The following is a 22,916-nucleotide window of genomic DNA, read 5'->3' as shown; positions in this document are numbered from 1 at the left end:
TCTTCACAGGCGAATCCCCATGCTCGATCTGGCTCAAGTCCGTTGTTTCGTGGTCGCTGCGACCGAACTCAACTTCCGTCGCGCAGCGGCCCTGCTGAACATGACGCAGCCACCGCTGTCGCGCCAGATCCATCTGCTGGAGCACAAGCTGGGCGTGCAATTGTTTGAACGGGTTGGCCGCACGGTGCGGCTGACCACCGAAGGGCGTGTGTTCCTGGCCGACGCCTCGCGCCTGCTGCAGCTCTCCGAACAGGCCGAGAGCACGGTGCGCCGCGCCAGCCAGGGCAAGACCGGGCGCGTGCGGGTGGGCTTCACCGGCGCCGCCGGCTATGAATTGATCCCGGAACTGCTGATGCAGGCGCGCCAGCAATTGCCGGAGATCGACGTGGTGCTGTTCGAACTGATCTCGGTGGCGCAGCTGGAGGCCTTCACCGCCAATACCATCGACATCGGTTTTCTGCGGCCCCTGTCGTCGCGCCAGCCGCTGGAGTTGGCCCTGGTGGACGACGAGCCGCTGGTACTGGCCATGCCCAAGGGCCATGCGCTGGCACGCCATGCGGAGGTGGCCACGGCGCAACTGGACGGCCAGCCCTTCATCATGCATTCACCCACGCATGGCAAGTATTTCTACGAGCGCATCATGGCCATGCTCGGCGCGGCCGATGTCAAACCCGACTTCACCCAGTACATCGACCAGAGCCACACCATCCTCTCGCTGGTCAGGGCCGGCCTGGGCGTGGGCATCCTGCCGGCCTCGGCCCAGCGCTTTCATTACGACCGGGTGGAGTTCCGCCCGTTGGCCGGCGAGGTGCCGCGAGCGGAAATGAGCATGGCCTGGCGCGCCGACCAGGACAATCCGGCGGTCACCGCCTTCCGCCTGATGGCCGCCGACTACTGTGCGACCAGGGCCGCGAAGGCCACCCCCGGTGCAGATGTCGCGCCGGACTGAATTCAAGCGCCTGCGCGGCTCAGGTGTTCATACAGGATGGCCGCGCCGACACCGATCAGCACCACGCCCCCGATGATCTCGGCACGCTTGCCGATGAGGTGACCGAGCACGCGACCGACCATCACGCCGATGGTGACCATGGTGGTGGTGGCCAGGCCGATCAGCAAGGCCGCTTCCAGGATGTTGACGTCGATGAAGGCCAGGCCCACGCCGACGGCCATGGCATCGATGCTGGTGGCGACCGCGGTGAGGGCCAGCATCACCACCGATTGCTTTTGCGGGGCGGCGTCGGCTTCTTCGTCTTCATCGTCCTCGCTCATGCCTTCGCGGATCATGCGCGCGCCCAGCACCAGCAGCAGCGTGAAGGCGATCCAGTGATCCCATTCCGACACCCATTTGGTGGCGACCGAGCCGGCGAACCAGCCGATCAGGGGGGTGATGGCCTCGATCACACCAAACAGCAGACCGATGCGCAGGGCTTGCAGGAAGCGCGGCTTCTGCATGGCGGCGCCCTTGCCGATGGCTGCCGCAAAGGCGTCAGTGGACATCGCAAGCGCGAGGAGAAGGAGTGCGGGGAAATTCATGAAGGGGATTCCTTGGCCGGGCGAAGTCCATGGACGTGCCTGCGCGCCCAGCCTGGCCGCAGGATACGTCTATGGTCTCGCCTACCTGATTGGCTACCCGCGCCACGGCAAGATGTTGCCGAGAATGTTGACACGGGCTCTTCCGGATGACCCGGAAGCTGGCTACTCCCCAAAGAGAAGCCCGGATTTTAAACGAAGACGGTTGGGGTAGACAAGTTGTTGTGGCGGTCGCCGCAAACGGGGTGGATGGCGACACGTATCGTCTCACTCTGCGCCCCTGCGCCCCATTCAATCGTTGAGCAACTGCGTACCGTTTCGACGGACCTGGTCCGGATCGGCCTGCAGCAGACCCAGCGCACTGATGCCGTCGAGCAGCTGGCTGCGCCGGTAGGCCCCATCTGCGACACGGGCCTCCTTGCCGTCCTGCAACTGGGCGGCAAAGTCGCGCACGATCTGGGCCTGCAAGGGGGTGTGGCTCTGGCTCACCAGCTGACCGAGCACGTACTTGCTGACGCGACTGTCCTGGCTGGCCGATTGCTGCAGGCGGGCCTGCGTCATGTAACCGAGGCGGTAGCCGATCTCCAGCCGGCTGTCGGCCTGGTCGTCGATCTGGTGGTAGGTGTAGTTCTGCGATTGACGATCGGTCCCCAGCCGCAACGGCAGGTCGGCTTGCAGGGATTGGTGGTAGGACGCCTTGAGCCGGGCCTGCGCCTGCTGCACGATGGATCGGTCAGCCTGGCGCGCACCGGACAGGCTGGTGTGCTGCGAGACCTGGTAGTCGAAACCATCCACCTCGTCGCGCCGCAGGGGATTGGGCGCCACGCTGGCACCGGTGATGGAGGCCGTGAAATCGGCCAGCCCCGACAACATGCGGCGATCGTTGAGGTCGGCGACCAGCGCCGGCGCCAATTGATCGCCGGGACGCGTCGGCGTCGTGCTGCCGCCATGCAACTGGGCGAAGGCATCCTTGAACAAGTCGGAAAGGGCGGCATCGCCATGGCCGCGACGGGTGGCGGCATCGAACTGCTGCAGGTAACTGGCGATGGCACGCTGGCGTTGCTGCGCGCTGCCAGCGAGGGTCTCGCTGGTGGCATCGACGGCGACCTTCATGGTGCCGGCGGCACTGGTGGCAGTGACACTGCGCTGGCTGGCATCGGCATGCAGTTGCACCTGCAGAGCGTCCCCCAGCGTGGCGTTGAGGTCGAGGGCGGTCAGGTGCTGCTGGTCCAGGTGCATCAGGCCATCCAGGTCCAGCGTGGGCGGCTGGGCAGCCAGCCCCTTGAGCGCCTGCTCGAAGGCATCGCCCAGCGCGCTCATGGCAGCGCGATCGTCATCGTCCAGCGTACCCTGGGCCAGCTTGAAATCGACGGCGATGCCGTCGGCGTTGGCAGCGAGATGGAGCTCGATGCGCGCCCCCGATTGGGTGGTCAGCGAAAGATCGACGCGCTGGCTGGCGAATCGATGCAGTTGATCACGCAGGACCGCCTGCACATCGCTGTTGCCCTGAGTCGCCGTGGTCGACAGCAACACCGACTGCGAGTAGCTGCCGCCCCCCAGGCTGGCCTGGTCCAGCAGGGCCTTGCCCAGACCGGTCCAGCGCTCGCTCATCTGGCCGGCGCCGATGTTGCGCGCCATCAGGGTCGAGAGCGTGTCGCCCTGACGGCTCTCCCATATCGGCGGCATGGATGCAGGCGCCTCACTCAACCGTCCGGACGCCGAATAGAGGGGGAGCACGGGCGCCGGGGGACGGGCGCTGGCGCCGGAAGTGGCAGTAGCGGTCGGGGCCGAGGTCGACGACGCCGTGCCGACGGTGGGCGAGTTGCTACTGGTGAATGCGGCGACCGCTGCAGGAGTGATGGATGTGTAGACCGGCGACGGCGACACGGAGGTCAGTGGGCTCATGAGCGCAGAGGGGCTGGCGACGATACGCTAGCTAACGGCCCCCTGCTGCGATTCTTTAGATGAGCGTACGCGGCGTATCGGCACGCCACGTCTAGCGTGGTCTAGCGGAGTCCGGTCTGGCCTGGCGCATCAAGGCTGCTAAGCGGTGAGGCCGCCTCTCCCGGGGTTTCTATCGGGTCCACATGCGTCATCACATCCAGCACATGATGCGCATCCAGCACCCGGCGCCGGGCATCGGTGGCGATCGCATGGCCTTGCGTGACGCTCAGCGCCCCGTCGATTTCCAGGTGCACGTCCACCTGCGTCAGGTCGCCCATGCGTCGGGTACGCAAGTCATGCAGGCCTTGTACGCCCGGGGTGGCGAGGATGGTGGCGCGGATTGCCTCTGCCTCTTCGGCCGAGACGGCACGGTCCATCAGGTCGTGCAGGGCGCTCCAGAAGAAACACCAGCCGGTGCGCACCACCATCAGGCCGACCACTGCTGCGGCCACCGGATCGAGCAGGGTGAAACCGGCCAGGCTGCCGACGATGCCCAGCGCTACCACCAGCGACGAGGCGGCGTCCGATCGCGCGTGCCAGGCATTGGCCACCAGCATGCTGGAACGCACGCGCTCGGCGATGCGCAACATGTAGCGGAACAGCAGTTCCTTGGCCAGCAAGGCCACCAGTGCCACCCACAGGGCGGTGATGTGTACCGGCGGAGTATGTCCGTAATGCTGGATCTTTTGCGCAGCGGAAATCAGCATGCCCAGGCCGACGGCCAGCAACAGGGCGCCCAGCGCCAGGGAGGCGGCATTTTCGTACCGCTGGTGACCATACTGGTGATCGTCGTCGGCCTGCTTGCGGCTGTGGTGCCCGGCCAGCAGCACCACGAAATCCGAGACCAGGTCCGAGAGCGAATGGATGCCATCGGCAATCAGGGCCTGCGAACCGGTGAACACGCCGGCCGTGACCTGCAGCATCACCAATACGATATTGACCACGATGCTGACCAGCGTACTGATACGTCCGGCGCGGTGGCGGGCGGGATCGCCCTTGAAGTCTTCTATTTGGGTACTTAACATAAAACCAACGATAAGAGCCTAATCTAGAGTCAAAGTCGGCAAAACTTGTGCTATCCATCAAATTACTGGATCATCTTGCCACATTACAATGTCAGCTGTATTGCGCCAGGGGGTGGCGTCGCCGCTTTTTTACGGTCCGGCGTACGCAGGACCGCGCAGACGAGGTGACCAACGAGCGACAACAGCATGCGCCCCCTTCGCATGAAATAACAGCACGGCGCCCCTGGCGAACTGTGTACATCCGCGGCAGCGACGGTGGCGACAACGTCGCGCAAGCAACCCGCGGCAGACCCGGTGCAGCCATTCATCGAGGAACAGCATGAACCAAGCAACTCCGCAACCGCTGTCGTTTGCGTTCGACAGGGCCAGCGGCGAACTGAGCGCAACGTTTACTCCGACGGCGGGCTTCCCGCCGCTGACCCTGGCCTTCCTGAAGCAAGCCATGACCGACCATGGCCTGACCAAGCTGTTCTTCCAGGACTCGGTCCTCAACGCCTTCGTACGCAAGGCCGAGGATGCCAAGGAAGCCGTCACCCAGGTCATCGCCGAGCGCCGTGATGGCGAGTTCTCGCTGGACGTGGCCGACGACCTGATGACGGCATCGTTGACCCTGGTGCCGCCCTACGGCGGTCGCGCCAAGAGCGTGGAAGTGGTCAATGCGATCCGCGCCGCCGGCATCACCTACGGCATCCTGCATGAACAATTGCGCGGTGCGCTGTCCGCCGGTTTCTGCAACAAGCTGGTGGTAGCCCAGGGCTTGATGCCCACGCCTGCCGAGCCGGCCCGTTTCGAGAGTCTGCTGGAAGAGAAGGAAGAAGAGCTGGCCGACATCGAGGAAGATGCGGTGGTTTCCTACGCCGACATGGGCCATATCCTGCTGGTGAAGGTGGGCGACCCGCTGATGCGCCGCATTCCGCCCGTGCCGGGCAAGGATGGTATCGACCTCCGTGGCGGCAAGGTGCCGGCGCGGCCGATTGCCGATGTGGGCTTCGCCAAGGAAAGCATCGGCGCCGAACCCAGCGAGGACGATCCCGATCTGCTGGTGGCGATCGTGCCGGGCCAGCCGACGGTGATCAAGAACGGCGTGAAGGTCAACCCGGTGCTGGATGTGGAGAACGTCGACCTGTCCACCGGCAACCTGAGCTTCGAAGGCACGGTGCGCGTCTCCGGGGATGTGCTGACCGGCATGAAGCTGCACGTGGGCGGCGACGTGGTCGTCAACGGTACGGTGGAAGCGGCCGAGATCGTGGCCGGGGGCAGCGTCACCGTCAAGGGTGGCGTGATCGGCCACAGCGAAGGCGTGACCGCACAGGCGGGTACCACCGCCATCGCCTCGCGCATCAGTTCACAGAAATCGGTGCAGGTGATGTTCGCCGAAAGCGCCCACATCGAAGCCGCCGACGACATCCTGGTGCTGGGCAATGCGCGTCACTGCGAACTGCTGGCCGGTAACGAGATCACGGTCGGCAAGGGCAATCCGCGCACCGGCCACATCATCGGCGGCCGGGTGGAGGCCACCAACATCATCCGTGCCAACGTGATCGGCGCCTCCACCAGCACCCATACCCGCATACAGGTCGGCCTGGATCCCTACCTCGAAGAAAAGATCGCCATCAAGGAACAGGAATACACCCGCAAGGTGTCCGAACTGGACCGCACCATCAAGCAGCAGAGCTACTACAAGCTCAATCCCGAGAAGGCCACCCCGGAACTGCTGCACGAAACCAGCGACAAGCGCAAGGCGCTGGCCTACGAGGTCAAGGTGCTGCTGGAAGAAGTGGGGCAGATGAAGGAAAACATGGTCGCCGCGGAAGATGCGCGCATCATCGTGGCCAAGGCGGTCCATGAGGGTACGGAGCTGCGTATCGGACACGAGGTCTGGCCGGTGCAATCCGACCTCGGTGGCGGTACCGCGCAGTTGTTCGAAGGCGATATCCGCTACAACCCGAAAAAGTGATGCGGCGCCAGTGCGCCTGTGGATAAATCGTTTATACGGTTACACTTGCACTTATCCACAGGCCCGACCACTCTCCCATGCAAGATCAGCTTCCCCACGCCACGCCACCATTGCTGCGCGAACTGGCCACCCGTTCCGCCGACATTTCCCAGGACTGCAACTGCCGTGCCGTCGACACCAGCGGCTGGATCAGCCTGCCGCTCTCGCTGCCGGAGACGCAGCTGGCCGACGTCGCCACCCTGATCACCGATCCCTACGCGGAACCGACCTTCACCGAATATCACCCGGAGGGTACCCGTTACGATTCACCGACGGCGCCCATCGCCCCCGCCTGGTATCCCTACAACCGCTGCAATGTCGCCCGCTGCACGCAGTGCGGTCGGCATTACCTGCGCTACATGGAGGCCGGCGGCTACTTCGTCGACCGCCGCATCCGTGCCCTGGAAAATCCGGCACTGGTGGTCGACCCGGCATGAGCGCCCTGCCCTTCAGCCGCGACTGAGGCGGCTCGACATCAGGATCTGATACAGCGTATCGGCCGGTTGCGACAGGCGGCGCGCCGTCAGGGCCACATATTCCACATCCGGCAGGCGCGGCAGGGCCGCGTGATTGAGCGGCGGCACCAGGTCACGTGAGGACAGGTGCTGCGGCAGGGCCGCCAGTCCCAGGCCACCCCGTGCAGCCGCCATGCAGCCGGCGTGGCTGCCGCTGGTGCAGACGATGCGCCAGTGATGCCCGGACTTGCCCAACGCCTGCAAGGTCGCGGCCCGGGTGATGCTGGGTTCGGGCAGCAGGATCAGGGGCAGCGGCTCGGTCAGGTCCACCAGCGTGTCCGGCCGGGTCAGCCACTGCATCGGCGTGGAAAACATGCTGTGACCGCGCGATTCGCCGGCACGGCGCTTGCCCACCAGCAAATCCAGCTTGCCCTGGTCCAGCGAGGCATAGAGATCGCTGGTCAGGCCGATGGTGATCTCCAGTTCCACTTCAGGATGCTGGCTGCGGAAAGCGGCCAGCATGTCCGGCAGCGGCCCCATGGCGAGATCGTCGGAAGTGCCGAAGCGCACCCGGCCGCGCAGGCGGGGGGCGCTGAACTGGGCCTCGGCGCGGGCATGTGCCTGCAGGATCAGGCGCGCATGCACCAGCAGGCTCTCGCCGTCGGCGGTCAGCGCCAGCGAGTGGGTATCGCGCACGAAGAGGCGCCGCCCGAGGCTTTCTTCCAGCCGGCGGATGTGATCGCTCACGGTCGACTGGGTCAGCCCGAGCTGGCGCCCGGCCTCGGTAAAGCTGGCAGAGGCGGCGGCGGTGGTAAAGGTCTGGAGCCAGAGCGGATTGAGCATGGGGCATTATCATCGGACTTCCCGATGACAGTCAACGCGATCAGAGGGGTTCCCGATGGCAGGCGAATTTCCTATCATGACGACAAACCCCTTTTCCATTGCGAGTACGTCATGAACCGCTTCCTCCCAGACCGCTTCACCCAGTTGCTGATCGGCACCGTGCTGCTGGCTACGCTGTTCCCGGCCACCGGGAGCTTCGAGCATTTCATGCACCTGGCCAGCAATGCGGCCATCTCGCTGCTGTTCTTCCTGCATGGCGCCAAGCTCTCGCGCGAGGCGGCGCTGTCGGGCCTGAAGCAACCGCGTCTGCACCTGCTGACGCTGGGCTCGACCTTCATCCTGTTCCCGCTGCTGGGTCTGGCGCTCAAGAGCGTGGTGCCGGACCTGTTGACGCCGCAACTATGGATGGGCGTGCTGTTCGTCTGCACGCTGTCGTCGACGGTGCAGTCCTCGATCGGCTTCACCTCGATCGCCCGTGGCAACGTGCCGGCGGCGATCTGCGGCGCCACGGCGTCCAACCTGCTGGGCATCGTGATCACGCCGCTGCTGGTGACGCTGCTACTGCACCGGCACCACGAGGCCAATGGCCTGTCGCAGGTACTCAGCATCCTGCTGCAGTTGTTGCTGCCCTTCGTGCTGGGCAACCTGATGCGGCGCTGGATCGGCGAATGGATCAACCGCCACAAGGTGATCGTCAACGTGGTCGATCGCGGCGGCATCCTGCTGTCGGTCTATGCCGCCTTCAGCGTGGCGGTGGTACAGGGCGTGTGGCACCTGTTCCCGCCGGGCCAACTGGCCTTGCTGGTGCTGGTCAATGCAGTGCTGCTGGGCGCGGTACTGCTGATCACCACCTTCGGCGCACGCGCCCTGAAGATGCCGCGCGGCGATGAAATCGTGCTGGTGTTCTGTGGTTCCAAGAAGTCGCTGGCCTCCGGCATCCCCATCGCCTCGGTGCTGTTTGCCGGCAGCGGTGCAGCGGTGGTGCTGTTGCCCATCATGCTGTTCCACCAGATGCAGCTGATGCTGTGTGCCGTGCTGGCGCGGCGTTACGCGGCGCAGCTGGAAGGCGTGGAGGCTGCCGAGGTTGCTGAGGCTGCGACAGCTGGCAAGCCCGGCGCACCGCTGGCGACCTCCCGCTGAAGCGACTCGATTCTTCCCATTTCTTCTTCCCAGGCGAGGGCTACTGACAGAACGTTGTCAGTAGCCCTCGCGCATGATGCGTCGCATGCCACACGGCATGACAAATCCCTCATCAACGACGCAAAGGAAGAAGAACATGCAAACCCAAGTCAACTGGTTCGAGATCGCCACCAAGGATCTGCAGCGCGCCACCCGTTTCTACGAAGCCGTGTTCGCCACGCAGTTGCGCCAGGAGCAGATCAGCGATAGCGGTCCGATGGCCATCTTCGTGCGTGACGACGGCCGCTCGGTCGGCTGCCTGACCGGCCCCGGCTGGCTGGAGCCGACCCGCCAGGGCACACTGATCTATCTCGATGCCGGACCGTCGATCCAGGCGGTGCTCGACCGCGTGGTCGCCGCCGGTGGCGAGCTCACCATGGAACGCACGCAGCTGCCCAACGATATCGGCTATATCGCGCAATTCATCGACAGTGAAGGCAACCGCATGGCGCTGCACGCCATGCACTGAGCGACTGGCCCGGCCAGGTGACGAGCATGCCGGCATCTTGCACAGCAGCATCGAAGTCTGTGGCGGGCCTGCAGCGTGCATGCCAGAATGGCGCGCATCAATTTTCCGCCTGCCTTCCATGCGCCGAGCCGACCGCCTGTTCCAGATCACCCAGTATTTGCGTGGACGCCGTCTCACCACGGCGCGCCAGCTGGCGCAATGGCTCTCGGTCTCGGAACGCACGGTCTATCGCGATATCCGCGATCTGTCGCTGTCGGGCGTGCCGGTCGATGGCGAGGCCGGCGTCGGTTATCGCATCAAGCCGGGCTATGACCTGCCGCCGCTGATGTTCAATGCCGATGAAATCGATGCCCTGGTGATCGGCATGCGCATGGTGCAAGCCTGGGGTGGCCCGCAGCTGGGCGCCTCGGCCGCGTCCGCGCTGGCCAAGGTGGTGCTGGCACTGCCCAAGGAAAAACGCGACTTCGTCGAAGCCACACCGTTGTTTGCCCCGACCGCACCAGATGCCGATGGCCGGGGCGAGCGGCTGGAGGCGATCCGCCAGGCCATCGGCAGCCGCCACAAGCTGCTGCTGCACTACACCGACGCCCAGCAGCGCGCCAGCCAACGCGTGGTCTGGCCGCTGGCGCTGGCTTTCTTCGGCGGCACCTGGCTCCTGGCGGCATGGTGCGAACAGCGCGACGACTTTCGCTCCTTCCGCCTGGACCGTGTGCAACAGATGAGCGAGCAGGGCCATTACCCGGACCGCAATGGCCGGCGTCTGCCCGACTTCGTACGGGCCATGCAACGCCAGGCCCGCAACCAGCCGGCGGCCTGAACCATACGGGCTTGCGGCACCTGCAACGCAAATCGCATATGTAGCTGCAAATTGATTCGTTCGCGCCACAAGTGGCGGCGGGTAGGCTGGAACCGTCCTCTACTTCCGGCGAGTCTGTCTCATGCGTGCTGCCCTGTCCTCCCCTGCCCAAGCTGCCGTTTCGCTGGCCGACCGCTGCGTGCTGTGCGTGGGCGGCCTGACCGGCGCCCGCAATCACTACCGGGCCGAGATCGAAATACGTGCCGGCCGTTTCCTGCATCACGATGGTGGCCGCGAAGACAACCTGCATCGGCTCACGCCCATGCTGGCGGCGGCCGACATTGTCATCTGCGCCTCCGGCAACATCAGTCACAACGCCTGTCACCTGGTCAAGAGCACCTGCAAGAAACTGGGCAAACCCTGTGTATTGGTGAAGGGGACGGGCATCGCGTCCTTCCTCGACGGACTGGGTCACCTGGCCGCCGAGGATGCACCGGCCGACGGTCCCTCGGCACGCGGCGACCGGGTCTTGCGGCGCAAGCGCTAGCAGCCCATCCGCCGCAAAAAATGCCGCGCTGCAGTACGGATTGGAAAAATCGGCAAAAGCCCCCTACAATCGACTCCCTGGCCCGCATTGCCTGGCCGCACAGACAACATGCCGTCACGGCAATTTCCGGGAGTCCGTTTGAAGATCGTAACCCGCCTGAGCAATCGCCTCCTGGCGCTGGTGCTGGCCTGCGCGGCCACCGTCGCACCGGCGGCGCACGCTGCACCGCAGCCCAGTTTCGGCATCGAGGTCGGCAATGCCCTGCTGTGCCTGAACCAGCTCAACAGCAAGTATTTCTTCGATTATCTGGTGGCAGCCTTCGGCCCTCCGTACAAGACCGAGGGTGGCGCCTACTGGTTCAAGGCCACCAATGTCTCGCTGTGGGGCATGCAGGCGACCGACTTCCTGGTCAATGACAGCAGCAGCCAGGCCGATTTCATCGGGGCCTACTTCAACACCACGCCGGTCAAGCTGACCGACGCCATCAAGGCGGCGCTGGGCATCCGCTTTACGCCCGATGATGACACCGCCTACCCGGTGCGACAGTCGCAGGCGGGCAGCAAGATCGTCTACAACGATACCAATGCCAAGATGTATTGCGCCAAGTCCAAATTCCTGGTGCCGGGGCCGGAACAACCTTGAGGTGGTGCCGTAATGGCGCCCCCGCCCGTCCAAGAAAAATGCCGCGCGCTGCAGATTGCAACGCGCGGCATTTGTCCATTTGCACTCCGCGTGACCCTGGCGCGATCAGCCCGGGTCAAGAGGGGACGGGGACCGGCTCAGGCCTGCGCCTTGACCAGATCCTCGGTGGTGCGGATGCAGTCACGGCCGGAGGCCTTGGCCAGTGCCAGTGCCTGTTCCGATTCGCGCAGCACCGTTTCGGGCTCGTCCACCTGGCGCTGTGGCGTCACCGAGGCGATACCGATGCTGATGGTCACCCGTCCGGTCGGGCTGGCGCTGTGGGTGATGTCGAGCTGCTCGATCGACTTGCGGATGCGTTCGGCCACGATCAGCGCGCCTTCCAGCTTCGACCCCGGCAGCAGGACTGCGATTTCCTGGGTCCCGAACCGCGAGAGCAGGTCTTCCGGTCGCACGTTGGTATCGCGGATGGCGCTGCCCACCCGGCGCAATACCTTGTCGCCGGCCATGCGACCGTAGGCGGTGTTGTATTCGTCGAACAGGTCGATGTCGATCATGATCACCGCCAGCGAAAGATTGGTGCGGGCGGCGCGGTTGAATTCCTCCAGCAGGCCACGCTCGAACTGACGACGGTTGGCCAGGCCGGTGAGGGCATCTTCCAGGCCGACGCGGGCCAGGGTCTTTTCCATTTCTTCCAGATGGACGCGCGCATCGTCGCGCTCCTCCACCAACTGCTTGCGCTCGCTCTGCAGGTTCTGCAGTTCGCTTTCAAGACCGCCCAGCGGCCGCAGCAACTGCCCCAGCAGCAGCCAGGACAGCAATGCCGACAGCAGCACCAGCACGATGGCGGCGCCAGCCAGGCCCTGCGTGCCGCTCCACGCCATGGCGGTCAGGACGGCAGCGGTGACGACCACGGCGGCGGTAGCGGCCAGGGTCAGGCGAGTTTGAAGTGTTCGGGACAGGGACATAGGCAGAAACCGATTTTCCTTAAAGAATTCCGGCGCCGGGGGCTGCAAGCGCGGCAGTGACGGCCGGCAATACGGCCACGCGAAATGCTACAGGCTCGGACGCTGCGATGCAACGCGCAATGTCATCCGGGGCGTGGACGCCCTCCCCGTTCTGCCGCACCGTTCACCGCGCCGTGAGGATTGTGGTGAGGATTGCCTTGAGGATGGCCGTCGTGATTGGCGCGCCTGGCCTGCCATCAGGCCACCTGCAGGGCCTGCAGCAACGGCAGCCGGGTGCGGGCGAACAGCCGGGCCTGGGTCGCCAGTTCGGCCAGGTTTTCCTCTTCGCCTTCCAGCCGCACACCGTCGCGCACCAGCCGCTTGCCCTGCGCCGCAACGTGGCGCCAGACCTGGGCCGGCCAGGCGTCGATGTCATCGCCGCAGTGCTGGCGCGCCAGCAGGAACAGCTGCTCGACGCGATCCACGCGCACGCCACCGCCGGTAAGCGGGCTGACCAGATGACTGATGTCACCCTCGTCACTCCCGATGCCATGGGTTGGCGCCAGCGCTGCACGCTGCAGCAGCCAGGCATTCAAGTCGCTGGTGCGGCGCGCGATCTGGGCCTGGGTGGCGGCATCCGACTCGGCAGGCAACGGCGCGGCATGGCCGGTGCCGATCAACATCAGGGCCGAATCGATCACCTGCGAGAGGTTCAGGTTGCGATGCGCCAGCGTCGCCGCCAGGTCGACCAGGGTATGCGGCTGGTAGTCCGACAGGGCTTGCAGGATGGGCTCGTAGATCAGGCGGTTGAGGGTGATCTCGGAGGCCACGTTCTGGATGGTCAGCGGCACCTTGTCCGGCTCGGTCAGCAGGACCACGCTCTGCAGCGCCAGCGCCTGTACCCGCTGGCGCTCGTCGAGGACCTCCCCGCCGCGCACCCAGTAATCGCGCCGGAAGGTCTGGTTGACCATGAAATCGCGCACGCTCTGGTACAGCACCGGGTCGCTGATCTCGGCCAGGCACTGGCGCTGGGCGGGAGTCAGGTTGGCCATGTCGAGATGGTCGATGTAATGCGCCGGGCAGGCGAACTGCAGGCCGGCGCGCGCCAGGCAGCGATGGATGTCGGCGAAGGCTTCGGCATGCCAGTCGCGATTGAAGTATTCGTGGGCGAGGTAGCTGCGCGGTTGCTGCTGCAGGATCTTGAGGCGATCGCGCATGAAGGGATTGGCCTGGGCATAGACCGGATCGGTCTCGAACATCTGCGCGGCGAAGGCCAGCGCGGCATCGATGCGGGCTGCGGTGGGCAAACCCTGCTCGTCATTGCCCACCTGCTGGGTGTGCTGCACCAGCAGGTCGCGCAGCGGCATGAATGCCGACCAGCCGGGCTGGGTGTTGTAGCTCAGGTAGAGCACGCCACCGGGCTTGAGCTTGCGGTCGATGAAATCGAAGATGATCTCGCGGTTTTCCTGCGAGACCCAGCTCCAGATGCCGTGCAGGGCGATGAAGTCGAAATCGGGCAGGTCGTCACGCCGGCAGAAATGCGAGAAGCTGGAATCCTCCAGTTGCGCCCCGCTACCGCTGGCGGCCGCCAGTTCGCGGGCGAAGGCTGCCTGCAGCGGGTTGAAATCATTGCCCCACCAGCGCGTGCCGGACGCGGCCGCATGGAAATTGGTCGACAGCCCCTGGCCGAAACCCAGCTCACAGGCGGTCTGGATGGCCGGCGCACGCAAGCCGTGAAAGGCGAAGGCCAGCGGCAGGCGTGCCGGGTTCAGGCCCGGGTAGTAGCCATAGGTGTAGGCGATGTCGACGACGTAACCGTCATTCCAGTTGTTCAAGGCGGGCTCCGTACGGCAGGGAAGACTGGCTAAGGGATAAGGGACGACTGCCGGCTCAGCGCGCCTGACCGGCATCGCCGCCGGTGGCGTCGGCCGCTGCCGAAGCGGCCAGCACATCGTATTTGCGGGCGTTGCCGCGTGCCAGCTCCACGGGGTACTTGCGGCGGTTCAGTTCCATCTTCTCCAGCACGGCGCTGCGCAGGTCGACGCCGGTATGGTCAGCCAGCTGGATCAGGTAGACCAGCACGTCGGCCATCTCGTGCCGGATGCCTTCGCGCGCGGCGTCGTCAAGCTCGTGCATGGCACCGGTCGGCAGCCACTGGAAATGCTCCATCAGCTCGGCTACCTCCACCGACAAGGCCATGACCAGGTTCTTGGACGTGTGGAAGCGCAGCCAGTCGCGCTCACCGGAAAAGCGGCGGATGATGTCGCGCAGTTCATGCAGGTCGGAGACAGGGGTGGCTGGGGCGGCTGGAGTGGTGGAGCTGGCAGCGGCTGCAGCGGGATCGGCAGGGGGCTGGGCGGAATGATCAGTCATGGCGTCTTGTCCGGGGAGTGCGCTATGGCGCTGTTGTATTGATGCGCATCGGCTTGGCTCGACACTTTATCACCAACCCACACAGACGCAGGCGGGACGATTGATCTGGGACAGTTCCCGTGTTGCCGTAATGAGGCACAATGAGCAAAACACGCGACATTTCGATCACCATGCCGACATCTCTTCGCTCCCCGCTGCGTCTCCTGTCCTGCGTCACGCTGATGCTGGCCCTGCTCGCGGCCGGCTGCGACCGACACGTCGACCAGCAACTGGCCGAGCACGAAGCCGCGCAGACCACCCTGGGCATCACGCCCAAGCAATTCGCGGCGCGCTTCAATGAGCGCCTCGCCGATGTGCTCAAGGACATGCAGGTAGAAGAGCCCGAGCACATGGCCCGTCTTTACATGCTGGACGCGGACCGCCTGCATCCCGGCCAGTACGACTATGTGCTCGACGCCAAGGTCGGTCCGGCCCAGACCACCATCATCGGTACCCTCAACAAGAGCGGCGAGCTGCGCAACGTGGGCGTGATGCTGACCAACAAGACACAGGGCGCCCGCGACGAATTCCTCATCTGTGCCTCCAGCGCCGCGCGCAGCTTCATTACTTCCGGCCAGGACAAGCTGCTGCCCCTTATTACCCGCCTGACCACGGTCGCGCTGGACAATCCGGGACAACGCATGACCGAGGTCGTGGCCGATCAGTTGCTCTCGGTCGAACTGGTGCCGCAAGGCGTGTTGTTCCAGGTGCAGCCGCGCCAGTGATCCCCGCTCGGCGCGACCGATGACGCAGGGAAACTCTGCGGTCGCGCAGGTACAGCACAATAAAACGCCAAGACCGCGAAGGTTTCAACGGGAAATGCCTGCCTGTTTCTCGGATCGAAAAGGCAAGCCAACGTTTAGATTCTGGACATCGTGGTTTCCGTGTTTCCCCGATCACGCCGGGACAGGCTGACGGGAAACATCCATTGCGGAACGGCCATGGATCGCCTTCTTACAGACTCGGGATTCCACGTCAGGTCCATAATCAGCCATGGCCTGTCTTGAAAAACGGGGCTGCAGCACTTGGGGAAGAAGCGCTGCAGCTTTCTATAACAGCGGCAGGACCGTAGCCCGGGCAGGGTCGGGCGGTCCGAGGGCACGGGGGCAAGCATGCGCACGAATCTACCTATCACCACCAATGAACGGTTGCTGGAGGATGGCAAGTCCATCGTTTCCAAGACCGACCTGCAGGGCAACATCCTCTACGTCAATCCTTACTTCGTGGAAATCAGCGGCTTCGAGGAGGCCGAACTGATCGGCGCACCGCAGAATATCGTGCGCCATCCGGAAATGCCGCGCGAAGCCTTTGCCGACATGTGGACCACGCTCAAGGCCGGGCTGCCCTGGAACGGGCTGGTCAAGAACCGCTGCAAGAACGGTGACTTCTACTGGGTACAGGCCAACGTGACGCCGGTGCGGGAAAACGGCCGCGCTGTCGGCTACATGTCGGTGCGTACCCGTCCTTCGCGGGAGCAGGTGCAGGCCGCCGATACCGCGTATCGACGCTTTGTGGCCGGTCAGGCGCGTGGCGTGCGTATCCATCGCGGCGCTGTGGTCCGTACCGGCCTGGTGGGATGGCTGCAAGGTCTGCGTGACCTGTCGGTGGCGCGACGACTGGGCTGGACCATGAGCGTGCTGACACTGATGTTCCTGCTGGGCGGCGTCGTTGCCGGGGCCGCCGTGCAGCGCGCTGGCGGCAGCCCGTACGCGGTGTGGCTGGGGACAGCGCTGGGCGCCATCCTGCTATTGGGTTCGTGGGCGCTGCTGCACGCGAGCATCGTGGCACCGTTGCAGAGGGCCATCCGGTCCGTGCATGGTCTGGCCGGTGGCGACCTCGACCTGCATATCGATACCGACGCTCGCGGCGACATGGGCTTGCTGCTGCAGGCCTTGCAGCAACTCAACGTCAACCTGCGCGCCATCATCGGCGACGTGCGACGCAATGTGGAATCGATGACCATCTCGACCGGTGAGATCGCCAGCGGCAACATGGACCTTTCCGGGCGCACCGAATCGCAGGCCTCGGCGCTGGAGGAGACCGCGTCCAGCGTCGAGCAGTTCGCCGCCACCGTGCGCCAGAACGCCGACTCCGCCGCCAATGCCGACCGCCAGGCACAATCGGCCTCCTCCATTGCCCAGCGTGGCAGCCAGTCGGTGCAGCGCATGGGCAAGACCATGGAAGAAATCGATACGGCCTCGCACAAGATCGTCGACATCATCGCGCTCATCGATGGCATTTCCTTCCAGACCAACATCCTGGCCCTGAACGCGGCCGTCGAGGCAGCCCGCGCCGGCGAACAGGGCCGCGGCTTTGCCGTGGTGGCGTCGGAAGTGCGCACGCTGGCGCAGCGTTCGGCCTCGGCCGCCAAGGACATCAAGGGACTGATCGACGACTCCCGCGCCAAGGTGGAGAGCGGCAACCAGCTGGTGCGGGAGACCGCGCAAGCCATGGGTGACCTGGGCGGTGCAGTGGAAAACATGGCGGTGACCATGGCCGAGATCACGGTGGCCAGCAATGAGCAGAGCGGCGGCATCGAACAACTGAACCAGGCCGTCAATGCCATCGACGAAACCACGCAGCAGAATGCGGCGCTGGTGGAGCAGGCCGCGGCGGCCGCCGAAAACCTGCGCGACCAGGCGGTCAAGCTGAGCCAGGCCATGTCGGTATTCAAGATCAGCCACGGCGCTACGCGCCCCGGCGCATCGGCGGCGCTGCGGCCATCGCGCGCGCAGGACCCGGGCCTGATGCTGGCGCAATAAAGCCGCAGCGAGGAAGCCTGCTTTACACAGCATTGCATATCTTTACGCGCATGGCAGGGGGTGGCACCTTTGCACGGCTGTCGCGCTTGCTTATGATGAACTCCCGCCCGGTGGTCTGCGGTATCGCTGACGATATCGATGCAATCTGCCGGGTGCCTTCGATCTCATCACAAGGGAGTTTCACATGAGCGTATCTTCCGTTTCCTCCGGCAACAGCGGCTTCTACAACACCGTCATCGCACCAATCAAGAAGGTCGCCGTGGAAGTGGGCGACGACATCGAAAGCGCCTACGACACCACGGCCGACGCCGTCTCCTCGGCTGCACATGCGGTGGCCGATAGCGTCAGCTCGGGTATCAAGGCGATCGGCAACATCATCGATACCACGGCCTGAGCCAACCGTTTCACGCGAGCGCATCACCCATGGTGGTGACGGTCGCGTTGACATTGCGTGATGGAATGCGTATCCGGCCATCGCGGTCCGCAGGGCGACATGCAATAATCCGGGCAATCCGACTTCTTCGGCTCGCCCGGACCCTGCCATGCTGCTGTACACCATCTATCTGATCGCCATCTGCGCCGAAGCCGTCTCCGGCGCGCTCATGGGTATCCGCAAGGATATGGATATCTTCGGTATCTGCCTCATCGGTACGGTCGCCGCGCTCGGTGGCGGCACCGTGCGCGACATCCTGATCGGTCACTATCCGCTGGGCTGGGTGGCGCATCCGGAATACCTGGCCTTCACCATCTGCGCGGCCATCGTGGCGGCAGTCGCGGCGCGTGCCTTGCATCACTTCAAATCGGCCTTCCTGGTAGTGGATGCGCTGGGGCTGGTGGCCTTCACCATCATCGGCTGCGACATCGCCCGCAGCTTCGACAACTTCCATCCCGCCATCGTGGTCATGCTGGGGATGGTCACCGGCGTATTCGGTGGCCTGCTGCGCGACGTGCTGTGCAACGAAATCCCGCTGGTGCTGCGGCGCGAGATCTACGCCAGCGTCTCGCTGTTGACCGGCGCCCTGTATGTGCTGATCCTGCATCTGCAGATCGACAGCCGCATCGCCACCCTGAGCTCGCTGCTGCTGGGCTTTTCGGTACGCCTGCTGGCCATCCGCTTCCATTGGGAATTGCCGCGCATGGACAAGGAACGGGTGCGCGGCTTCGACTGAGCTCTGCGCCGCCCACCACGCCCCAGAACGCAAAAAGCCCGCCTCGGATGAGGCGGGCCGTTCATTGATTAACGCTGGATTCACCGCGACCCAGGCTATCTGCTAGGTGTCACCGATCCGACCTGCCCGGCCTATCTGGCCGGTGCGGTCCTGCTCCAGGTGTTCGTCTTGTCCTGGTCCCGGCAGATCTCAGGGATCGGCGGTCCAGTCACTCCATCTACGAGCGCTTAATTAACTATTTGCTCCACGGGACAAGCCCGTGATCGGCGGACGATTTGCTGTACCTGCCACATGCCCGCGCTATCTGCACGGCCACATGGGGCTGGCCACTGGCGATCGCCGGCCGCGCCCTGTGCATCCTGAGCGCAGCGAAACGCCGCGCGGCTGATACAGGAAGGGCTGGCATCCCCTCTTCCGGATCGGGATCGGCCCTGACTATCTGCCAGGTGCCGCTCCGAGGAAGCCCTCGTCCGGAGTGAGGTGATGCCGCTTGGTGCTGCCGGCCTGGCCATCGGAACGTATGGAATACCTTGGCGTTCAGGCGCGGGCAGCGGGGATGTTCGGGTTCGCTTGCGCGAAGATCGAGGTCTTAGATGACCTTGATGTTGGTGGCCTTTTCACCCTTGGGGCCGACACCGCGGTCGAACGACACGCGCTGATTTTCCGACAGGCTGCGGAAGCCATTGGACTGGATGTCCTGGAAGTGCGCGAAGACGTCGGCGCCGCCGGCATCAGGAGTGATGAAGCCGAAGCCCTTGGCATCGTTGAACCATTTGACTACGCCGGTTTGAGTGCTCATGTTTATTCCTTTGGAAAAGTTTGGGACGAATGAAGGCAACATGCCTGCAAGGCACTTGAGACCAAGAACTGAAACCGAAGGAAAGAAAACAGAACGACCGAGGAGGGAACGACAGTCAGGCGGAATTGGAACCAACAAGAATACAACTTGATGCAAGTACAACCAGCATTGTACACGACTAGCAGCAAATTGCCTCTCCTTGTCAACAAATGTGTGGTTTTTATGAAAAACAGGGCGCTGTCACGCCGCATCCCCTCAGCGACATCCCGTCGTCTTACGCGGTAAATCGAAACGGCGAGCAGGGGGAAGAAAAACCGCTTAACCACTTTATGCGACTCCAACGTAATTCCGGTATATTCAGTCGCATGGCCGTGTCCCGTTTGCGCCTGTGCTTGGCGCTGCAAACGGCATCGCGGGTTTCGCTGCATGTCACCAGTCCCTGCGTGCTCAATGCCCCTTCCCGAACGCCCTTTGCCCGATACGGCCGACGACGATGCCAGCCTGCCTGGCTTGCCGGTGCGCTTTGGTATTTCAGCACTGGTGATGGCCGGCATGATCCTGCTGGCGGTGGTGCTGGTGTCGGTGGGCTGGTGGGGCGCGCGTCAGGTCCTGCTGGACATGGCCGAACGCTCGGCCGAGGACGCCGGGCGCATCATGACGGAACGCTCGCGCCGCATCATCGACCCTGCCGTGGCCACGCTGCGCCAGCTGGCATTCGATCCCATCACGCAGGCCGGCACACTGGACGAACGTCTCACTCGGATTGCCGCCTTCTCCATCGACATGGTTGCCAACCCGCTGGTCTCGGCGGTCTATGTGGGCTATCCCAATGGTGACTTCCTGCTGGTGCGGGCGCTACGCGGCGCCGAGCAACGCGAGTTCTTTGGCGCACCGGCGGCAACCGCTTTCCTGGTGCAGACCATCACCGTCAATGGCGCCGGCCAGCCGAAGGGCCAATACCGTTTCTATAGTGCCGAGCTGAAACTGCTGGCCCTGGAAGACCAACCCGCTTACCGTTTCGATCCCCGCACCCGCCCCTGGTACGCCAGCGCGGACCGTTCGCTGGCACCCGCGATTTCGGCACCCTACGTATTCTTTACCACGCGCCAGATCGGCATCAGCCTGTCGCAGCGCGCCCGTAACAGCGACGCAGTGGTGGCCATCGACATGACGCTCGATGACCTGGCGGCCAGCCTGGGAAATCTGCGCCTGACGCCCCACAGCGAACTGGCGCTGGTGGACGAGAACGACAAGGTGATCGCCTACGGTGACATGGGTCGGGTACTGGAGCAGGACGGCGACAACTTCCGCTTCCGCAGCCTGGCCGAACTGGACGTGTCGAGCCTGTCGCTGTTGTCGGCCAAGTCCAGGGCGGGCGAGCAGCGCGCCCTCTACGATGTCAACGGCAGGGAATGGCTGGGCCTGTCCCTGCCCTTCAACGTCATCGACGGCCACACCCTCAATCTGCTGATTGCCGCGCCCGGCGACGAACTGCTGGGTCAACTGGATCGCAATCGCAAGACACTGGTACTGGTGGCGCTGCTGCTGGTGATCGCCTTCCTGCCGCTGGGCTGGTGGGCTGGCCGTGCCATCGGGCGCAGCATGGAACGGCTGGCGCTGCAGGCCGGGCGCATGTCGCGCTTCGACTTCCGTACCCAGGACCGCAAACGCAGCGTGCTGCGCGAAGTCAATATGCTGACCCAGATGGTGGACCACGTCAGCCTGACGGTAGAAGCCTTCCTCGATATCAGTGCCATCCTCAGCACGGAAATCCATGTCGAAGAAATGTTGCAGCAGGTGCTGGAGAAATTCGTCCAGGCCACCCGCTGCGATGGTGGAGCAGTCTACCTGTGGCAGCGCGAGAGCCGGCAGATGCAGCGTGCGGCCGCCTACGGGCAGCAATGCGGACTGACCGATACCATGGCCTACGAGGAACACGGCCCTGCCGCCGACATGGCCCGCGAAACCGACGACAACTGCCTGCGCGTGGAACTGGACCTGCGCGGCCGCAACGGTTCGCTGGAAGGGCTGCTGGTGCTGATGCATGCGCACGACAGCGCTCATGAGGATCCGCGCTTCCTGGCCTTTGCGCGCAGGCTGTCGGGCATGCTGGCCGTGGCCATCGAAACGCGCCAACTGATCGCCGGACAGAAGGCCCTGCTGGAATCCCTGATCCGCCTGATGGCCGACGCCATCGATGCCAAGAGCCCCTATACCGGTGGCCACTGCGAACGCGTGCCGCACCTGGCCATCATGCTGGTGGAGAGCCTGGAACAGGAGCGCGACGGTCGCTACGCCGACTTCAGCCTCAACGAGGACCAGCGCTACGCCTTCCAGCTGGCCGCGCTGCTGCACGATTGCGGCAAGGTCACCAGTCCCGAGCACATCGTGGACAAGGCCACCAAGCTGGAAGTGATCCACAACCGTATCCACGAAGTGCGGATGCGCTTCGAGGTCTTGTGGCGCGATGCCGAACTGGAGCTCCTGCACGAGTACCTGCCTGCGCTGGCACCAGCACAGGCCGAGGCGCTGCGACTGCGACTTGAGGAAAGGCGCAAGCGACTGCACGAGGATTTCGCCTTTGTCGCGCAATGCAATGTGGGAGGCGAGGCGATGTCGGAACAGGCCATCGCGCAGTTGCGCCAGATTGCCGCGCAGACCTGGCAACGTCACTTCGACGACAGCCTCGGACTGGCCGATGAAGAAGCCCGGCGCCTGGCGGCAGCGCGTGGCGGCCAGCCGGCCCAGGCATTGCCGCAGACCGAGCAGCTGCTGGCCGATCGGCCGGAACACATGGTGGCGTGGGATGAGGAACATCGTCCGGCGGTCGAACGCGATGACCCGCGCAACACACTGGGTTTCAACATGAAGCTGCCGCGCTATCGGCAGAACATGGGCGAACTGCACAACCTGACGGTACGGCGCGGCACGCTGACCGAGGAAGACCGCTTCGCCATCAACAACCACATCGTGCAAACCCTGGTGATGCTCAAGAGCCTTCCCTGGCCCGATTCGCTCAAGAGCGTGCCCGACACGGCCGCCAACCATCACGAGAAAATGGACGGCACCGGCTACCCACGTGGCCTGCTGGCGGGCGACCTGCCCTTGCAGGACCGCGTGATGGCGCTGGCCGATGTGTTCGAAGCGCTGACCGCGGCAGATCGTCCCTACAAGCCGGCCAAGACCTTGTCGGAATCGCTGCGCATCATGGCCTTCATGTGCCGCGACCGCCATCTGGATGCGGATTTGTTCCGCTATTTCCTGCGCAGCCGGCTGTGGCAGAACTATGCCGATGACATGCTGCGACCGGCGCAACGCGACGAGGTCGATATCGCAGGCATCGAAGCATTGCTGGTGCCCCCGCCGGCCTGAAGCGCAGGCAGGCCTGGGCCGGCCAGCACTTC

At 64.4% G+C, this 22,916-nt stretch carries 21 protein-coding genes; 13 read left to right on the top strand and 8 right to left on the bottom strand.

Features of this window, described 5'->3' with window-relative positions:
• Window positions 1-19: 19 nt before the first annotated feature.
• Window positions 20-949: a LysR family transcriptional regulator gene (locus HWE04_RS15945; RefSeq protein ID WP_241813004.1), complete on the top strand. Its 930-nt coding sequence runs from the start codon at window positions 20-22 to the stop codon at window positions 947-949.
• Between the two features lie 2 nt (window positions 950-951).
• Here the strand turns inward: HWE04_RS15945 and mntP are convergent, their stop codons facing one another.
• The 3 genes from mntP to HWE04_RS15930 form a co-directional block, all read right to left on the bottom strand.
• Window positions 952-1,533, bottom strand: coding sequence for a manganese efflux pump MntP (mntP, locus tag HWE04_RS15940; protein WP_241813003.1), 582 nt, complete (start codon window positions 1,531-1,533; stop codon window positions 952-954).
• A gap of 288 nt (window positions 1,534-1,821) precedes the next feature.
• A complete protein-coding gene (locus tag HWE04_RS15935) occupies window positions 1,822-3,435 on the bottom strand; it encodes a hypothetical protein (protein ID WP_241813002.1) in 1,614 nt (537 codons plus the stop codon).
• A 101-nt stretch (window positions 3,436-3,536) separates the two neighbouring features.
• Window positions 3,537-4,499: a cation diffusion facilitator family transporter gene (locus tag HWE04_RS15930; protein ID WP_241813001.1), complete on the bottom strand. Its 963-nt coding sequence runs from the start codon at window positions 4,497-4,499 to the stop codon at window positions 3,537-3,539.
• 319 nt (window positions 4,500-4,818) lie between these two features.
• Here HWE04_RS15930 and HWE04_RS15925 point away from each other — a divergent pair, with 319 nt between their 5' ends.
• Both HWE04_RS15925 and HWE04_RS15920 read left to right on the top strand, forming a co-directional pair.
• Window positions 4,819-6,456 carry a DUF342 domain-containing protein gene (locus tag HWE04_RS15925; RefSeq protein WP_241813000.1) on the top strand — a complete coding sequence of 546 codons (1,638 nt, stop codon included), beginning with the start codon at window positions 4,819-4,821 and terminating at the stop codon, window positions 6,454-6,456.
• A 77-nt stretch (window positions 6,457-6,533) separates the two neighbouring features.
• Complete coding sequence (locus HWE04_RS15920; protein WP_051110868.1) at window positions 6,534-6,932, top strand: hypothetical protein; 399 nt, start codon at window positions 6,534-6,536, stop codon at window positions 6,930-6,932.
• Between the two features lie 12 nt (window positions 6,933-6,944).
• Here HWE04_RS15920 and HWE04_RS15915 read toward each other — a convergent pair whose 3' ends face one another.
• On the bottom strand, window positions 6,945-7,793 hold the full coding sequence (locus HWE04_RS15915) for a LysR family transcriptional regulator (RefSeq protein WP_102661594.1): 849 nt from the start codon (window positions 7,791-7,793) through the stop codon (window positions 6,945-6,947).
• A 111-nt stretch (window positions 7,794-7,904) separates the two neighbouring features.
• Here HWE04_RS15915 and HWE04_RS15910 point away from each other — a divergent pair, with 111 nt between their 5' ends.
• The 5 genes from HWE04_RS15910 to HWE04_RS15890 all read left to right on the top strand — a co-directional run bounded on the left by HWE04_RS15910 (window position 7,905) and on the right by HWE04_RS15890 (window position 11,426).
• A complete protein-coding gene (locus HWE04_RS15910; protein WP_241812999.1) occupies window positions 7,905-8,933 on the top strand; it encodes a bile acid:sodium symporter family protein in 1,029 nt (342 codons plus the stop codon).
• Between the two features lie 136 nt (window positions 8,934-9,069).
• The gene (locus HWE04_RS15905; RefSeq protein WP_006461911.1) at window positions 9,070-9,441 is read left to right on the top strand and encodes a VOC family protein; all 372 of its coding nucleotides are present in this window, start codon (window positions 9,070-9,072) and stop codon (window positions 9,439-9,441) included.
• Between the two features lie 118 nt (window positions 9,442-9,559).
• The gene (locus tag HWE04_RS15900; RefSeq protein WP_241812998.1) at window positions 9,560-10,258 is read left to right on the top strand and encodes a helix-turn-helix transcriptional regulator; all 699 of its coding nucleotides are present in this window, start codon (window positions 9,560-9,562) and stop codon (window positions 10,256-10,258) included.
• A 121-nt stretch (window positions 10,259-10,379) separates the two neighbouring features.
• The gene (locus HWE04_RS15895) at window positions 10,380-10,784 is read left to right on the top strand and encodes a DUF2325 domain-containing protein (protein WP_241812997.1); all 405 of its coding nucleotides are present in this window, start codon (window positions 10,380-10,382) and stop codon (window positions 10,782-10,784) included.
• A gap of 138 nt (window positions 10,785-10,922) precedes the next feature.
• On the top strand, window positions 10,923-11,426 hold the full coding sequence (locus HWE04_RS15890) for a hypothetical protein (RefSeq protein WP_077236900.1): 504 nt from the start codon (window positions 10,923-10,925) through the stop codon (window positions 11,424-11,426).
• A 137-nt stretch (window positions 11,427-11,563) separates the two neighbouring features.
• Here HWE04_RS15890 and HWE04_RS15885 read toward each other — a convergent pair whose 3' ends face one another.
• The 3 genes from HWE04_RS15885 to HWE04_RS15875 form a co-directional block, all read right to left on the bottom strand.
• Entirely contained in the window at window positions 11,564-12,391 is an 828-nt protein-coding gene (locus tag HWE04_RS15885) for a diguanylate cyclase (RefSeq protein WP_241812996.1), read from the bottom strand.
• Between the two features lie 236 nt (window positions 12,392-12,627).
• Complete coding sequence (locus HWE04_RS15880; RefSeq protein ID WP_241812995.1) at window positions 12,628-14,205, bottom strand: methyltransferase regulatory domain-containing protein; 1,578 nt, start codon at window positions 14,203-14,205, stop codon at window positions 12,628-12,630.
• Window positions 14,206-14,260: 55 nt separating this feature from the next.
• Window positions 14,261-14,743: a nucleotide pyrophosphohydrolase gene (locus HWE04_RS15875; RefSeq protein WP_077236898.1), complete on the bottom strand. Its 483-nt coding sequence runs from the start codon at window positions 14,741-14,743 to the stop codon at window positions 14,261-14,263.
• A gap of 140 nt (window positions 14,744-14,883) precedes the next feature.
• Here HWE04_RS15875 and HWE04_RS15870 point away from each other — a divergent pair, with 140 nt between their 5' ends.
• From HWE04_RS15870 to HWE04_RS15855, 4 genes are all read left to right on the top strand, one after another.
• Window positions 14,884-15,507 (top strand): attG domain containing protein, encoded by a 624-nt coding sequence (locus HWE04_RS15870; protein WP_077236897.1) that lies wholly within the window; start codon window positions 14,884-14,886, stop codon window positions 15,505-15,507.
• Between the two features lie 387 nt (window positions 15,508-15,894).
• Window positions 15,895-17,544: a PAS domain-containing methyl-accepting chemotaxis protein gene (locus HWE04_RS15865; RefSeq protein ID WP_241812994.1), complete on the top strand. Its 1,650-nt coding sequence runs from the start codon at window positions 15,895-15,897 to the stop codon at window positions 17,542-17,544.
• Between the two features lie 184 nt (window positions 17,545-17,728).
• Complete coding sequence (locus HWE04_RS15860; RefSeq protein ID WP_077236895.1) at window positions 17,729-17,938, top strand: protamine P1 domain containing protein; 210 nt, start codon at window positions 17,729-17,731, stop codon at window positions 17,936-17,938.
• 148 nt (window positions 17,939-18,086) lie between these two features.
• Window positions 18,087-18,713 (top strand): trimeric intracellular cation channel family protein, encoded by a 627-nt coding sequence (locus tag HWE04_RS15855; protein ID WP_006461921.1) that lies wholly within the window; start codon window positions 18,087-18,089, stop codon window positions 18,711-18,713.
• 589 nt (window positions 18,714-19,302) lie between these two features.
• On the opposite strand, the gene HWE04_RS15850 is transcribed toward HWE04_RS15855, so the two are convergent.
• Entirely contained in the window at window positions 19,303-19,512 is a 210-nt protein-coding gene (locus HWE04_RS15850) for a cold-shock protein (protein ID WP_006461922.1), read from the bottom strand.
• 450 nt (window positions 19,513-19,962) lie between these two features.
• On the opposite strand from HWE04_RS15850, the gene HWE04_RS15845 reads away from it, so the two are divergent.
• A complete protein-coding gene (locus HWE04_RS15845) occupies window positions 19,963-22,884 on the top strand; it encodes an HD domain-containing phosphohydrolase (protein ID WP_241812993.1) in 2,922 nt (973 codons plus the stop codon).
• The last annotated feature ends 32 nt before the right edge of the window (window positions 22,885-22,916 follow it).

The sequence above is a fragment of the Herbaspirillum sp. C7C2 genome, assembly GCF_022627865.1.
GTDB classification, from domain to species: domain Bacteria; phylum Pseudomonadota; class Gammaproteobacteria; order Burkholderiales; family Burkholderiaceae_D; genus Herbaspirillum; species Herbaspirillum frisingense.
This window is presented reverse-complemented; position numbering and strand designations above follow the sequence as displayed.